This is a genomic window from Chryseomicrobium aureum (assembly GCF_043182735.1).
Taxonomy (GTDB): Bacteria; Bacillota; Bacilli; order Bacillales_A; family Planococcaceae; genus Chryseomicrobium; species Chryseomicrobium aureum.
Window position 1 is genome coordinate 640,938 of record NZ_CP171117.1, and the last position, 15,384, is coordinate 656,321.

The 15,384-nt window shown below is 39.0% G+C and carries 12 protein-coding genes and 1 pseudogene; 12 read left to right on the forward strand and 1 reads right to left on the reverse strand.

Annotated elements, in window-relative coordinates:
• The first annotated feature begins 32 nt into the window (after positions 1–32).
• From ACF3OH_RS03585 to ACF3OH_RS03600, 4 genes are read left to right on the forward strand one after another with little or no spacing between them, the layout of a single operon-like run.
• Positions 33–1,322 (forward strand): AAA family ATPase, encoded by a 1,290-nt coding sequence (locus ACF3OH_RS03585; protein ID WP_392455840.1) that lies wholly within the window; start codon positions 33–35, stop codon positions 1,320–1,322.
• Between the two features lie 11 nt (positions 1,323–1,333).
• Entirely contained in the window at positions 1,334–2,566 is a 1,233-nt protein-coding gene (locus tag ACF3OH_RS03590; RefSeq protein ID WP_392455841.1) for an McrC family protein, read from the forward strand.
• A 19-nt stretch (positions 2,567–2,585) separates the two neighbouring features.
• Entirely contained in the window at positions 2,586–3,362 is a 777-nt protein-coding gene (locus tag ACF3OH_RS03595; protein ID WP_392455842.1) for a DNA-methyltransferase, read from the forward strand.
• Positions 3,363–3,373: 11 nt separating this feature from the next.
• Positions 3,374–4,468: a DNA cytosine methyltransferase gene (locus ACF3OH_RS03600; RefSeq protein ID WP_392455843.1), complete on the forward strand. Its 1,095-nt coding sequence runs from the start codon at positions 3,374–3,376 to the stop codon at positions 4,466–4,468.
• A gap of 26 nt (positions 4,469–4,494) precedes the next feature.
• Here the strand turns inward: ACF3OH_RS03600 and ACF3OH_RS03605 are convergent, their stop codons facing one another.
• Entirely contained in the window at positions 4,495–5,226 is a 732-nt protein-coding gene (locus ACF3OH_RS03605) for a YqcI/YcgG family protein (RefSeq protein WP_204590705.1), read from the reverse strand.
• 144 nt (positions 5,227–5,370) lie between these two features.
• Between ACF3OH_RS03605 and ACF3OH_RS03610 the strand changes: the two genes are divergently transcribed.
• From ACF3OH_RS03610 to ACF3OH_RS03645, 8 genes and pseudogenes are all read left to right on the forward strand, one after another.
• Positions 5,371–6,228 (forward strand): dimethylarginine dimethylaminohydrolase family protein, encoded by an 858-nt coding sequence (locus ACF3OH_RS03610; protein ID WP_392455845.1) that lies wholly within the window; start codon positions 5,371–5,373, stop codon positions 6,226–6,228.
• Positions 6,229–6,299: 71 nt separating this feature from the next.
• Positions 6,300–7,067, forward strand: a complete 768-nt coding sequence (locus ACF3OH_RS03615) for an exodeoxyribonuclease III (RefSeq protein WP_392455846.1) — start codon at positions 6,300–6,302, stop codon at positions 7,065–7,067.
• Between the two features lie 87 nt (positions 7,068–7,154).
• Positions 7,155–7,434, forward strand: a pseudogene (locus tag ACF3OH_RS03620) (M20/M25/M40 family metallo-hydrolase); the annotation flags it as partial.
• A 179-nt stretch (positions 7,435–7,613) separates the two neighbouring features.
• Positions 7,614–9,701 (forward strand): S9 family peptidase, encoded by a 2,088-nt coding sequence (locus ACF3OH_RS03625; protein WP_392455847.1) that lies wholly within the window; start codon positions 7,614–7,616, stop codon positions 9,699–9,701.
• Positions 9,702–9,716: 15 nt separating this feature from the next.
• Positions 9,717–10,610 carry a serine hydrolase gene (locus tag ACF3OH_RS03630; RefSeq protein WP_204590697.1) on the forward strand — a complete coding sequence of 298 codons (894 nt, stop codon included), beginning with the start codon at positions 9,717–9,719 and terminating at the stop codon, positions 10,608–10,610.
• 494 nt (positions 10,611–11,104) lie between these two features.
• On the forward strand, positions 11,105–12,247 hold the full coding sequence (menC, locus tag ACF3OH_RS03635; protein ID WP_392455849.1) for an o-succinylbenzoate synthase: 1,143 nt from the start codon (positions 11,105–11,107) through the stop codon (positions 12,245–12,247).
• Positions 12,244–13,713: a M81 family metallopeptidase gene (locus tag ACF3OH_RS03640; RefSeq protein WP_204590693.1), complete on the forward strand. Its 1,470-nt coding sequence runs from the start codon at positions 12,244–12,246 to the stop codon at positions 13,711–13,713. The genes menC and ACF3OH_RS03640 overlap by 4 nt, the downstream gene beginning before the upstream one ends.
• A 19-nt stretch (positions 13,714–13,732) precedes the next feature.
• Entirely contained in the window at positions 13,733–15,340 is a 1,608-nt protein-coding gene (locus tag ACF3OH_RS03645) for an ABC transporter substrate-binding protein (RefSeq protein WP_392455851.1), read from the forward strand.
• Positions 15,341–15,384: the final 44 nt, after the last annotated feature.

The following is a 15,384-nucleotide window of genomic DNA, read 5'->3' on the forward strand; positions in this document are numbered from 1 at the left end:
AGAATCACTTCTTTTTAGAAAGGAATAAGATAATGGGGCAAAATATTATATTCTATGGTCCACCAGGGACTGGAAAAACATATACAATGCAGAAACTTAAAAATAAGTACACTGCTTATGATATAGAAGATGAAATAATAGTTGATGCTTATATTAATACATCGAAAGATTGGTTGCTGGTTACTCTTATACTGCTACAGAATAATGGACCGATGACAAATGCTGAAATACATGCAAGAGTAGAAGTGTTACCATTTCCTGTGTCAACTTCGTTGAATATTAGAACATCAAGTATATTAGAAAACCATTCAATCGGTTTAAATCCTATTTTCACTTCTCGCGAGCCGAAGGTATTCTATCAGATCGACAGTAAGTGGTTTGTTGATGTTGATAAAGTTTCTGCTTATCATCCGACTTTTCTAGAGGATTATTTGTCCCAAGATAATATTGAAGAGCGATTTAAGTTCGTCACGTTTCATCAATCGTTCGTTTATGAAGATTTTATTGAAGGCATACGCCCAGTAGTGGCAGATGAAGGAGAAAATATAGACGAAGAAACAAGCGAATTGAAGTATACTGTCCAACCTGGAGTCTTCAAGGAAGTTTGTCAGATAGCAGAAGCGAATCCACACAACAACTATGCAATATTCATAGATGAAATCAACCGAGGTAATATTTCATCTATTTTCGGAGAATTGATTACGTTGATTGAACCAGATAAAAGATTAGGTGAAGTAAATCAATTAGAAATAATTCTTCCCTATTCCAAAAGTAAGTTTGGTGTACCCAAAAATCTTGATATCTATGGAACAATGAACTCTACCGACAGAAGTATTGCCCTTCTCGATATTGCGCTAAGAAGGCGCTTTAAATTTATCGAACAGACTTATCGCAAAGATCATCTTATTAAAATAATGGAGGAGAGAGGTATAAACCCAAGGGATATTGAAGGTATAGATTTGGTTATGTTTATTGAAGCTGTCAATCGGCGAATTGAAGTATTGCTTGACGCCAATTTCATTTTGGGTCACGCTTTTTTCACGAACCTTTCTAACTTTAACGATTTGAAAGAAGTTGTAGTAGAAAAAATCATTCCACTTTTAGAAGAGTATTTTTATGACGACCTTCAAAAAATTCAATTAATCTTTTCAGATTTGGATGAAGATGGAGAACTAAAACACGATGTAATTTATAAGCATCAAGAGTTGGATGCAGATAGGCTTTTCGAATATCCGGGGGAGTACGAGTTAGAGAATAAAAAAAGCTACCGTACCAATTACGATGCAGGAACAGACGCCTTCAAAAAAGTGTATACGAATTAAGGGGGGGCTTTATGAGATATGAAGTATTGGAACATCAGAGAATATATATATCTAGCAGACGAGACCCTTCTCGTTATTGTATATCCAAGGAAGATGCCGATCATTTAAGAGTTCTTGAAGAGAAGCAAGGAAAGCAGATATTTAAATGGGGTGTGAATTACTTAACCCCTCAACAGTGGATTGGGATTGTTAGTACTCCCGATATAACTATTGAAATTCTCCCTAAGATAGCTGAAGAACAAAATATAAATCTTATAAAAAGCTCATTCATTGAAATGTTGAAAGTTACAAATGATATTCCTATCAGAAAAAATATAAATGCCAACACTTCATATGGAAGTCATGGCTTTATTGATATAATTGCTGCGCTTTTCCTTAAAGAACTGGAAAAGCAAGTGATGCGAGGAATGATTAAATCCTATGAGACACTAACAGAGAATTTAAATACAGTAAAGGGTAGTATTGATTTTACGAAACAAATTGGAAAGAATACAGTGATGCATCATAAATTCTATTGCAATTATCCTGTATTAAACTTCAATAATCCACTCAATCAGCTAATTAAATATACACTCACTATTTTAAAGAGACTAACTCGCAGGCAAACCAATATTAGTCTTATAGCGAAAATTTCTCCATACTTTGACCTTGTTGAATCAAAGTTTTTTACAAAGGAAGATATCGAAAAAATTATACTTAACAGGAATTCTATTCGTTTCAATGAAGTGATATCTTATTGCAAAATTTTTGTTTCCGGTAAGTCACTTGAATTAAATGCTGGAAAGGTTAATATTGATTTTATGCTTTTTGATATGAATGCTTTATTCGAAAAGTTCATTTATAAATGCTATAAAAAAATATATAAAAACGTTTTATTTCAATACACAAAACAAAAACTTTTAAGTAATACAGAGACAGGAATCAATAGATTAAGACTCAAGCCAGACATCATTTTGAACTTGCCGGATAACTTGAAAATAATTGATACAAAATGGAAAAGTAAGGGTGTTGTTGAAGAAAGCGATATTTATCAGATGAATTCCTATTTGAACACCTTCGAAGGTATTCATGAAGGAGTCTTATTATATCCTAAAAGCAAAAATAATGCTAAAATGATAGGGGATTACAACTTTAATAATCAAGAGGATTTGCTCTTAGTAAAGATTAGAGTGGTTGATTTAACTGAGCTTGGAAGAAATAGACAAGCTTTTTTTAATTGCTTGAAAGAGATAGTTGAAGGATAGAAAGTAGGTTGGCATTAAAATGACAGAAGTAAATATTGAAAATGAAATAGTATTATACAACGCTGATTGCCTACAAACTTTGAAGAAATTGGAAGATAATAGCGTCGATTTAGTCCTAACCGATCCCCCTTATAATTTAGGGAATTTCATGAGGGATAGACAAACGAATTTAAAAAAGATGAGGGATAACTTTTTTGGTGATGCAGGTTGGGACGACTTAGGAAATGAAGAATGGAAAGATTCTATGGACATCCTTTTCAAAGAGATATCTCGTGTTTTAAAGAAAAAAGGTTCGGTTATTATGTTTATGTCATTGATTAGAGTTGAAACTATAGTAGAATTGGCAGCTCGACATAAGTTCTATTATAAAACCACTGGAATTTGGCACAAGAAGAATCCTATGCCGCGTAATATGAACTTACATTTCATTAATTCAACAGAGGGTTGGCTGTACTTTATCAATGATGGAAAAACTGGTACCTATAACAACGAAGGTAAAGTTATTCATGATTTCATAGAAACATCCGTGACACCTGGAAGCGAGAAAAAGTTTGGCTCGCATCCAACACAAAAACCAGAAGCACTTTTTGAGCACTTCATTGACTTGCTGACTAATGAGAATGATACGGTCCTTGACCCATTTATGGGTAGCGGAACTGCAGGGGTAGTAGCTAAACGTCGTGGCCGAAATTTCATTGGGTGCGAACTTGAGAGTGATTACTATGAGGGTGCTTTAAAACGGATAACTTCGGAACAAAAGAGTTTGGTGCTCAACAATTCGAGTGGAGTTAACTAGGAGTTGAATTAATGTTGAAAGTAGTTGATTTATTTTCTGGAGTCGGCGGACTATCCTTAGGATTTACTATGGCTGGATTCGATGTAGTCTTTGCTAATGAAATTGATAAAGAGATATCCGATTCATATAAAAAGAATCACCCTAATGTAAAAATGATTAATGATGATATCACTAAACTGGATATTCCCACTGTTTTTTCAGAGCTTAAAGGAAGTGTGGATGTGGTTATTGGTGGTCCCCCTTGTCAAGGCTTTTCCCAAAAAGGTGCTAGAAGAATTTGGGATGACGAACGAAATTACTTGTACAAATACTTTTATCAAGTCGTTGAATACCTTAAACCCACCTATTTTTTAATGGAAAACGTACCAAACCTTTTGACTTCAGGAGGCGGAGTATTTAAGGACCAAATTCATCAGAATTTTATTGAACTCGGATATGAATTAGATTCAAATATATTGAATGCCTATGATTATGGGGTTCCGCAAATTAGAAAAAGAGCATTTATCTTAGGAAAACAAGGTAACTCCGTCTCATTACCAGGGAACTTGTCGGAACGAATTTCAATTAAGGATGCTATTTGGGATTTAGCATATTTAGAGTCAGGTGAAGGTGATTTTCTCCAAGAATACCTTTTGGAACCGACTTCTGATTATCAGAAAGAAATGCGTAAGAATTCAGTTGCACTTTATAATCATGCAGCTACAAAGCATTCGGATTTAGCTATTGAGCGGATGATGCTTGTGCCACCGGGTAAAGGTAGAGAAGTGTTGCCAAAAGAACATCTAACCAAGTCAATTTATAGTGGAACATGGTCTAGAATGATAGAAAATATGCCTGCTGTCACTATTACTACTCGATTTGATACTCCGTCTTCAGGACGATTTACTCACCCTTATTTACATCGAGCAATTACTGTTAGAGAAGCAGCAAGAATTCAATCTTTTCCTGATACGTTTGTGTTTCACGGAACGAAGACTTCACAAATGAAACAGGTTGGTAACGCAGTGCCACCACTGCTCGCTAAAAATATTGCGTTCACTATACTAAAAGACTATGAGGGAAGTAATGAGATAATTGTCGCCAGTGAGATGTGTGAAGTAAAGTAGCAGGATGAGCCTGCTACTTTATTTTTTTATAGAGCTTTATGTTGGAAAGGGCATTTGCCTAAGATCGGCTCGCTGTCATCTCCGATGAAGAATTGTTTCCATTCGTTGTGTGTTGGATCACCGAAATGACTGATGTCCGGATGCTTCGGAAGGTTGTCCCATGCCTCGACTCGCTCTCGTACTTTTTCGCGTGACATGATACCACCTTTTTCAGTTCCCTCGAGTCCTTGGAAGATTAACCGTGGCTGGAATCCGATGACCATCGAATTACCAAGGTCACGTGTTTTGCGTTGTTTGTATGCTGGTGTATTCCCAAATGCAAAGATCGGTTGTCCTGCATAACGGAAATCCCACAAATAATGATCTGGATCTTTTGGAGCTTCCTGTGGCCACTCTTCATCATCTACTTCATGCAAATACTGCAGAATATCCCAGAACTGCTTGCGGTAGGCTTCTAATGACTGCTCCGTTTCAAAGGGCTCAACAAATAAAAACAACCCATGACGTTTGTGGTTTGGGTCTTCAAATAATGCTAAGAAATCTTTCAAAGCACTCGCTGCATTCGTCCAGTCTTTTTGTTCGATAAATGCATAACGCAACTCACCACGTAAATGACCTGTTCGACCAAAATAACAAGGGAACGTTTTGTCAGTGACGGTATTCTCAAATGTTTGGTATTCCCGTTTGAACCACTCAGGTAAATCCGTGCGTGTCTCGACATCTTCTTTCGTCAATAGTGTATGTTTTGCAGCAATCATCTAAACAATCCCTTCATCTATCTATTTGTCTTCTGATTCCCTACTTTCTCAAAAAGAAACCAAAAAACTTCCAAAAGAAGTTTAGCGGTACTAAAAGAGGAAATAGTATTCATATAAAATAGGAACGGAAAAGGTGGAGACAAGATGGGACTTGAAAAACAACAACACCAATGGGACGGCTGCTCAACAGAATATGACACACTCACTCAAGTCATTGTTTGTGAACCAACCTATATGAAAATTGAAGAAGTCATCAATACTGTACAAAAACGGTACGCAAAGGATAATATCGATGTGGAAACCGCTCTTCAGCAACACGCTGCTTTTACAGATGTGCTTAAAGACAATGGAGTGGAAGTCATTACACTTCCAGCGCATGAAGAATTCCCCGAACAGGTCTTCACTCGTGATATTGGTTTTACGATCGGAACTCGTGTGTTCATTTCCGAAATGGCGAGCCCGATTCGTCAGGGAGAAGAAAAAATTCTGCGTGAATGGGTTGGATCAAACGGCATTCCGTATCAGAAGATGACAGCTGGATCGATTGAAGGTGGAGATGTAGTGGTAGACGGTAGCAAAGTGTTTGTAGGTGTCAGCCACCGCACGAATCACGAGGCAATTGACTTTTTAGAGAAGCAATTGCCGACAAATGAGATCATCCGCGTTCCGTTTGACGCATCTTGTCTTCACTTGGACTGCGTCTTCACAATTCTCTCTCCGACGCATGCTCTAGTATATCCCGACGCTCTTTCATCCGAGACATTGGATATGTTAGGGAAACACTATACATTGATGGAAGTGAAAAAAGAGGAGCAGTTCGCAATGGGGACAAACGTACTTGCAATCGGCAATAACAAAATCATCAGTCTTCCACAAAATAAAGCTGTGAATGAAAAATTGCGTGCGAATCACTTCGACGTAATCGAAATCGACTTCAGTGAAATTATCAAATCCGGCGGGTCGTTCCGTTGTTGTACGATGCCACTAACAAGAACCAACTGACCAAGACACATCGACTCGCTTAGCGGGTCTTTTTTTATGGTAAACTAAATGCGGACAAAGGAGGCAGCAACATGAAACTCATCTCATGGAACGTCAACGGCATCCGCGCCTGCGTCAAAAAAGGATGGCTCGACTACTTCCACACACAAAACGCTGATTTTTTCTGTATTCAAGAGACTAAGATGCAACAAGGTCAACTCGATCTCGACCTACCCGGCTACTATCAATACTGGAACGATGCTGAGAAGAAAGGCTACTCGGGTACCGCGATCTTCACTAAACACGAACCACTTTCTGTTCATTACGGACTTGGTGAAGATCTTGATGAAGCAGAAGGGCGCATTATTACACTCGAATACCCAAATTTCTATCTCGTCAATTGCTACGTGCCAAACGCAAAACGCGATTTGTCGCGCCTTCCCTATCGATTAGAATGGGAGGACCGTATGAATTCGTACTTAACACTTTTGAACCTTACAAAACCCGTCATCTATACAGGCGATTTAAACGTCGCGCATCAAGAAATCGATATCCGCAACGCCAAGTCGAACATCGGGAACTCTGGATTTACATATGAAGAACGTGAAAAAATGACGAAGCTCTTGGAAGATGGATTCGTCGATACATTCCGCTACCTGCACCCGACAGCAGAAGGCCACTACACATGGTGGAGCTATATGGCGAAAGTGCGTGAGCGCAACATCGGATGGCGCATTGACTATTTCCTCGTCTCCGAAAAGCTTGCACCTGCAATAAAAGAAGCGGGGATGCACCCGGAGACAATGGGGAGCGATCACTGCCCAATCTTTTTAGAACTAGACAAAGAGTTTTTGACGTAAATAGCATACAATATAGAAAAACGTAGGAGGTCCGTTAACGTAAATCTGGAAGAATTATTTGAAAAACTTGAAGAGTATAACCCGGTTATGGTCGATTTTAGAAGAAATCTTCACATGTATCCCGAGCTGTCATTCGAAGAAGATGAAACCCCCAAAAAAATAGCAGAATTTCTTAGTGAATTGGGTATGGAAGTGAAAACTAGAGTAGGCGGAAGAGGTGTTGTTAGATACCTTAAGGAGGGGCAAGCCCGGCAAAACGGTTGCATTGCGTGCAGATTTTGATGCATTGCCTATACAGGATGAAAAAGAGGTCTCGTACAAATCAAGAATTCCTGGTGTCATGCATGCATGCGGACATGACCTGCATCATCCGAAATTTGATGCGGACGAACGTTCCATGATTAATACCGGTAAAGTTTAATGCGGCAATCCAAGGCTACTTGAATACTGAGTCTGAGGTTAGTGGGCAGGAAAAAGTAGAAATTTTAAGGTAAGCGAAATTTATAATATAAGGTTTAAAAAACCATAGGTGAAGGAGCTTTTATGATGAGTACATTGACGTCTACATTAAGAACGGTAACATCTGAAGATCTTTATAAATTTCAATGGCCAAGCACTCCGGTCATTTCGCCGGATGGCAAGCAAGTAGTATATGAAAAAACGATCGCGAAAAAATCCACAAACGGCTATGAAACACATCTTTGGCTTTCGGACATTGGTGGACAGTCTCGCAAGGTTTTGACCTCAGAAGGAAACCTAAACACATCTGTTATCTGGTCGCCTGACGGGAAAAAAATAGCCTATCTTTCAAATGAAGAATTTGGGACACAGGTTTGGGTACTATCATTGGAATTCGGTGAGAAAAAAAGGATTTCACAGTTTAAACGCGGTATCAGTTCCATCCTATATTCTCCAGATGGGGAAACCATTTATGGGTTGGTTCCGGTTAAGCTGAACGAAGAAATAGAAGTGTTTCAAGAACGAGATTCCGATGACGAAGCAAAACAATGGGGTCCAAATGACCATATTGCTTGGAAAAACGCTCCTAAACGTTACAGTGGATTGTACTACAAACTTGATGGAACGGGTCTGCAAAAAAACTTAAAGCTACAACTGGTCTCCATTGATGCGCATTCTGGATCATTCAGCCAAGTGACTAATGCAGCTCACGATGTTACAGAACCTGCTATCTCCCCTGATGGGAAATATTTACTTTTTTCATCTATCAGCAGCGACAATGACAATATATTGTATAAAGGCGAACTAAATAGGATTTCTGTAAAGGGAGGAGAAGCAGAAAAACTGTATGATGCATCAAAAGTTGCCAGTCCTTCTTATTCACCGGATGGAAAGTGGATCAGTTTCATAGGTGGAGATGTGGTACATCGACAATTGCTCATCATTCCTGCCGATGGTGGAGAATCGATAAGTTTGAGTGATGATTATCCGGATACATTAGCTGACTTGAACTATACCGACATGCGATATATCAAATCTTACGTAAAACCGCAATGGTCGAAAGATAACCGTTTTATTTATGCTCTTACTACACACCAGGGAACGAATGAAGTTGTGCGTTTTTCAGTTTCAGAAAATGGTAGTCAAACAACAGTTGTAGGTGGACAACGTGCTATATTCCACTTTGCCTATGATGGTGATGAGACGGTTGTTGCCGCATATTCTTCTCCTTCGCATCCAGGAAAAATAACTGCCAATCGAATATCGGAAGAAGAATCTGTTGTTCGCACCATTCGTAATGTAACGGATATCATTGAAGTATATAATCCAATATTTCCTAAAAATGAAGTACGTATAGACGATTGTAACGATGAACTTTTGTCAGAGCTGAATGTGGTTGAACCAGAAACATTTTCATATGAATCGGTAGATGGCTGGCAAATTCAAGGATTTTTGCTGAAGCCAGCTAATGTGGTACCAGGTAAGAAATATCCTGTCCTCCTCGAGATTCATGGTGGCCCACATTCCATGTATGGCTATACTTATTTCCACCAATTGCAGTTAATCAGTGCCCAAGGCTACGGTGTTGTATTTACAAATCCTCGGGGCAGTTCCGGATTTGGAAGAGAATTTACTGAGGCGGTACAAGGCGATTACGGCGGGAAGGATATGCAGGATATTCTCAATGGTGTGAAAGAAGCCGTTACAAGATATGATTTTCTAGACGGTGAACGAGTCGCGGTCAATGGACTTAGCTACGGCGGTTTCATGACAAATTGGCTGGTAACTCATACAGACCGCTTTTTTGCTGCTATTACGGAAGGCTGCATTTCGAATTGGGTATCATTTTTCGGAACAAGCGACATTGCCCCTGGTTTTATATCCCAGGAGTTTCTTGGAAAAACAGATCCGGAATCACTTTGGAAATTTTCACCGCTTGCCTACGTTGAAAATGTTCAAACCCCACTTCTCATTGTCCATGCAGAAGATGATCTGCGTTGTCCGATTGAACAAGCGGAACAGTTTTACTCTTATATAAAGCGACAAGGAAAAGAAGTAGAGTTTTTGCGTATCCCGAACGCCAGCCATGGCATGTTACAAAATGCAGAACCGGAAAATCGGATAGCAAGGGTCGAAGCGATGGTCGATTGGATTAATACCCATCTGCCGGAGTAAGAAGGGGGAAATGACGTGTTGAATCTACAGCAAAAATTAGATGCCACTTTAGAAAATCTTCCAGGAACATTTGGTGTTGCCATAAAGAATCTGGAAACTGGTGAAAGTGCCTTTATTAACGGGGGTAGTCAATTTCAATTGGCCAGTACATTTAAAATCCCGATATTAGTGACACTGTTCCGAGATGTGGAAGAAGGTAAGCTTTCACTTAGTGACAGGATTGAAATTAGCGAAGAAAGCTATGTACCAGGATCTGGAATTCTCCAAGAGATTGATCACGGAATAAAGGTAACAATTAAAGATTTGGCAACGCTTATGATTATTCTGAGTGATAATGTTGCTACTGATGCCATCCTGAAGCTTGTCAGTATTGAAAGTGTTTCAACCTATATGAAAGAACTCGGGCTGAATGAACTTTATATCAATCAAAGTTGTTGGGATTTAATCACAACGAGCTTAGGCATGGATGCAAAAACATATTCAGCTGAAGCAGCCCATACACTTCGGACAACTGACTTCACACCAGAATCATTTGATACGGACAGTTTTGTCTTTCATCCAAACAAGAGAAGTAATGAATCAAGTCCAGTTGAAATGAACCGGCTGTTAGAGATGATCGCAAAGAAAGAATTACTTTCAGAAGCCTCCAGTATTGGAATATTAGAAATTCTATACAAGCAGCAGTATAGAAATAGAATTCCACATCATTTGCCTTACGGGACTAAAGTTGCAAGCAAAACGGGAACTATTCGTGATGTAGTTAACGATGTCGGGATTGTTTACCTGCCGGATGGAAAAGGTGCTTACACCATCTCTGTTTTTTCCAAAAATAACGTGACCATGGAAGAGGGAGAAAAAACCATCGCTCAAATAGCTAAAATTGCTTATGATCACTTTACAGCAGTGTAAATCCATTTAATTTAACAATCGTTCATCATAGTATGTGGTGAACGGTTTTTTCTTTTGTTAGGGCCCATTATATGGGAGGGGAGATTAATGGCTCAATCTGTTGAAAGAACATTGATACTGACAGTCCATACAATACTGACTATGAACGTCCTGCATTGGTGAATATGACTACAAATCAAGTACCGTTCCAGTAATAGATCGGATGGTAACGGCTATAACGAATTCAAAAAGAACTCCTTAATAATATTTAAATATTTGCGGCTGTATCTCTCTGAACATTTAGGAGTTAGCAGCCTTTTTCGATTCTAATCAAAGAAAAGAAAAGGTTCATTCTTTTTATAAATATTTAAATTTGAAAATATTCAAAAAAATATAAAAATTAAGTTGTAATTCAAAGATAATAGTCATATAATGTATGAAAGTTTAAACTTTATCACAAAAAATAATTGAAGTTTAAACTTCATAAATTTTTTATTGTTCAAGGAGGAGGAGTTTTGAAAATAGAAAGAGTTGAATTGCAAGAAATATTAATGCCTTTAAAATCACCATTTGTTACAAGTTTTGGGACGCAGGAAAAGAAAGTAATAACGATTGTCCGGCTACATAGTGAAGGCAAGGTTGGCATTGCAGAAAGTGTGGCATTGGCATTTCCTTTCTATAACGAAGAAACGAATGGCACTATTTGGAACATTATGGAGGAATTTTTGATTCCTATATTATTAGAAAACGAAATTTCACACCCAGATGATGTTTCATCATTATTTTCACATATACGCAGAAATAATATGGCAAAGGCTGTGCTGGAAAGTGCTGTTTGGGACTTATACAGCCGAACAAACAATCAATCCTTGTCCACCGCACTTGGGGGATCTTTTAAAGAAATTGATGTCGGTGTCAGTATCGGGATTGAAAGCAGCATAGAACAACTTCTTACAGTTGTAGGTCAATTTTTAAATGAAGGCTATAAAAAAATCAAAGTCAAAATCAAACCGGGCTGGGATGTAGAGCCAATCAAAGCCATCCGGGAAAAGTACGGCTACGATGTTCCCCTTATGGCAGATGCAAACTCAGCATACACATTACAGGATATTGATCTACTGAAAGAGTTGGATCGATACAAATTGATTATGATCGAACAACCGCTAGCCCATGACGATATTATCGACCATGCGAAATTACAGGCTCAAATTTCAACCTCTATCTGTTTGGATGAAAGTATCCACTCACTAGAAGATGCCAGAAAAGCCATAGAATTGGGCAGCTGCAAAATTATTAATATAAAGGTTGGAAGAGTAGGGGGGCTAACAGCAGCAAAACAAATTCATGACTACTGTGCATCAAAAAATATTCCCGTGTGGTGTGGAGGCATGTTAGAAGCAGGTGTAGGAAGAGCACATAATATTGCCATTGCATCCTTGCATAATTTCAGTATTCCGGGTGATACATCGGCCTCAAACCGTTACTGGAATGAAGATATTGTCTTACCGGAAGTAACCACGATTAGACCAGGGGTTATTGAAGTCCCTAAAGGCGACGGCATTGGTTTTGAGCTGAATGAACAAGTGATCAGAAAGTATTTAACAAAAGAAGTTTCATTCGGGGCAAAATCTCAATTAGGGGAGGAAGAGGTAGTTTGAAATTATTAATCGGCGAAATCTTACATGAGACAAACACGTTTTCCAATGTAAAAACAGAAGTCGAAGCTTTCAAGTTATGGGGCTGGAACAAAGGTGAAGACCTTCTCTCAAAAAACCGAAATGTAAGAAATTATTTAGGCGGCATGATAGGTCAGGCAGAAGCATTAGGAATTGGATTGATTCCTACCTTTGCTACCTTTGCCTATCCAGCAGGAATCATCACTTCTGAGGCCTATGAAGCACTATTGAATGAATTGATCGAAGGCATCAAAAGTGCTGATGGATACGATGCTATTCTTCTTGCGCTTCATGGAGCAGGAGTTTCTGAAGTTACAGAAGATCTGGAAGGTTCCATTCTTAGTAAAGTAAGACAAGTTGTCGGAAATCATATTCCGATTATCGTTACGTTGGATCTACATGCAAACGTTACATTCGAGATGGTCAAGCATGCAACGCTCATTTTGGGGAATCATTTGTATCCCCACACAGATAGCTATGAAATAGGAATGGAAGCAGTTGACTGTGCCGTGCAAATCATTGAAGGAAATCTAAAACCGACCATGTTTTTGCGACATCTTCCATTGATGATTCCCACTTCCACAACGAATCTCCCTCCGGCAAAAGAAGTGAATAATCTATGCTTTGATTGGGAAAAGAGCGACCAAGTTGTGGATTGTACCTTTTTCCATGGATTCCCCTACACGAACATTTCTCAAGTAGGAGTATCCGTTTTAGTCACAACCAACAATAGCAGTGAGTATGCAGAAGATATTGCGAATAAAATTAGTGAATATATTTGGGATAACAAAGAAAAGTTTCTGCAAAAACAGCCATCTCCGGATGAAGGCATAGAACTTGCCCTTGCACATGTGGGGAAGCCAGTAGTCATCAATGAAACATCGGATAACCCTGGGGGGGGAACTCCTGCTGATGGGACGTATTTATTAAAGGCAATGATTAATAAAGGCATTGAAAAAAGCTGCTTCGGTTTTATATTTGACCCAGAAGTGGTGAAACAAGCAGTCGAGTCCGGCATCGGCACCACCATTGAGACCCAATTAGGTGGAAAAACCGATAGTTTGCATGGCGAACCGATACAATTAAAAGCTTATGTAAAAAGTATTACAGATGGTGTATTTATTCAATCCTCTCCTATGGGGAAAGGTTCTGTCATTAATTTAGGACCTTCTGTCAGATTGCAGAGCAATGGCGTAGATATCATTGTCTGCTCAGTAAAAGCACAAACATTAGATGAACAGATCTTCTTACTCCATGGCATTGACGTACAAGATTATAAAATCGTTGCGTTAAAGTCAAGTCAGCACTTCCGCGCAGGTTTCGAACCTATCAGCTCCAAGATCATCACTGTAGATTCTCCAGGCTTAACAACATTAGACTTTACATCCTTCAAGTATACAAATTTAAAAACAGAAGTATATCCGCTAAGTGAAGTATTAATTAAATAATAGATTAGGGGGAAGAATTATGGGGAAAATGAAACCATTTAAAATTTGGTCTATGCTGCTTGTACTATTACTGGTAATATCAGCCTGCTCGCCGAGTGAGTCTTCAGAAACTGAAACAAGCGACGGCCAGGCAGAAGCTTCTGAAGGGGGCACAATCGTGGTTACCTCTGTCCGTGAGCCTGATACGGTCGACGTCCAAAGGACTACATGGGTAGATGATGCGAATAATCACTTGTATGAGCCTCTTCTTCGATTCGATTTTGATGGCAATATTGTTCCTGCATTAGCGGAATCTTATGAAGTTTCAACTGATGGTCTTGTTGTTTCTTTCACGCTTAAGGAAGGCGCCACTTTCCATACAGGCACCCCAGTAACATCAGACGCTGTAAAAATATCCTTTGAGCGTTTTATTGAATCATCTCCAACAAGCTACATGATCGGTCCATTGAAAGAAATTAAAGTCATAGACGATAGGACATTTGAATTCCACTTTTCAGAACCATTTGCGCCTTTTCTTAGCAATGCTACTGTCTCTTATTTAGCACCTCTTGATCCATCTGTAATTGGGGAATATAGCGAAGACTTAACAGATGTTGCAAGTTCAGCTGGTATATTAAAAGTTTCAGAAATAAAACGCGGATCCTCCATTACGTATGTACCTTACGAAAATTTCAATTTAGGCCCTGCCTATTCAGAAAACAAGGGGGCAGCTACTTTTGATGAGGTCGTTTTCCGTTTTATTTCAGATGATGATACAAGACTTCTTGAATTCAAGCGTGGAAATTCACAAATCATGATGTCCGTTCCTCCCAATTATATTAAGGAATTGGAAGCAGATCCGAACGTCACGTTAGAGCGGACATTGGCAAATGGACACGTATACCTTGGTTTCAACAATCAAAAACCAATTTTCCAAGACAAAAATATTAGACAAGCTATAGCATTAGCTGTCGACCGTTCAACAATCGTAGATTTCGCGCTTGAAGGGTCTGCACAACCTATATACGGCCCCCTTCCTCCAACGATTCCAGGATATAGCCAAACTGTTGAGGACGAGGCTGCAGCAAAATATGCTCGTGACTTAGAGGAAGCAAAAAGCTTGTTGGCAGAATCCGGATATACAGAAACAAATGGAGATGGATTTGTCGTAAAAGATGGGAAACCTTTATCAATCGAGCTTTGGGTAACACAAGAACCGACTATGCAGCGAATTGCACAAGTACTTCAAAATCAATTGAAGGAAGTGGGTATTGAAATCAGGATTTCAGTTCAGGAAGATGCAACAATACGTGCACAATCCCCTGAAGGTGTTCATGAAATGCTTCTCTGGACTTACGGCTGGTATGATGCAGACATCTTAAATTCCATGTTTGGTCGTGGTTTGTCAACTCGCGTACATTATCAAAATGATGAATTAATCAGTATATTGGAAAAAGCTCGTGTTGTAGTTGATACAGATGAACGTATGGCACTTTATGAGGAAGCTCAGAGAATCATTGTTGAAGAGGCTCCGTGGGTACCATTGTTTGTTAGGGAAAATGTACTGGCACACCGTGACTTGGAAGGATTGAAAATACATCCAATAACGGGGACGATTATATGGTCGGACGTAAAGCTTAAGAAATAGGCTTCAATATTAGGGGAACGGCATAACTTCCTCCCCTAATTATT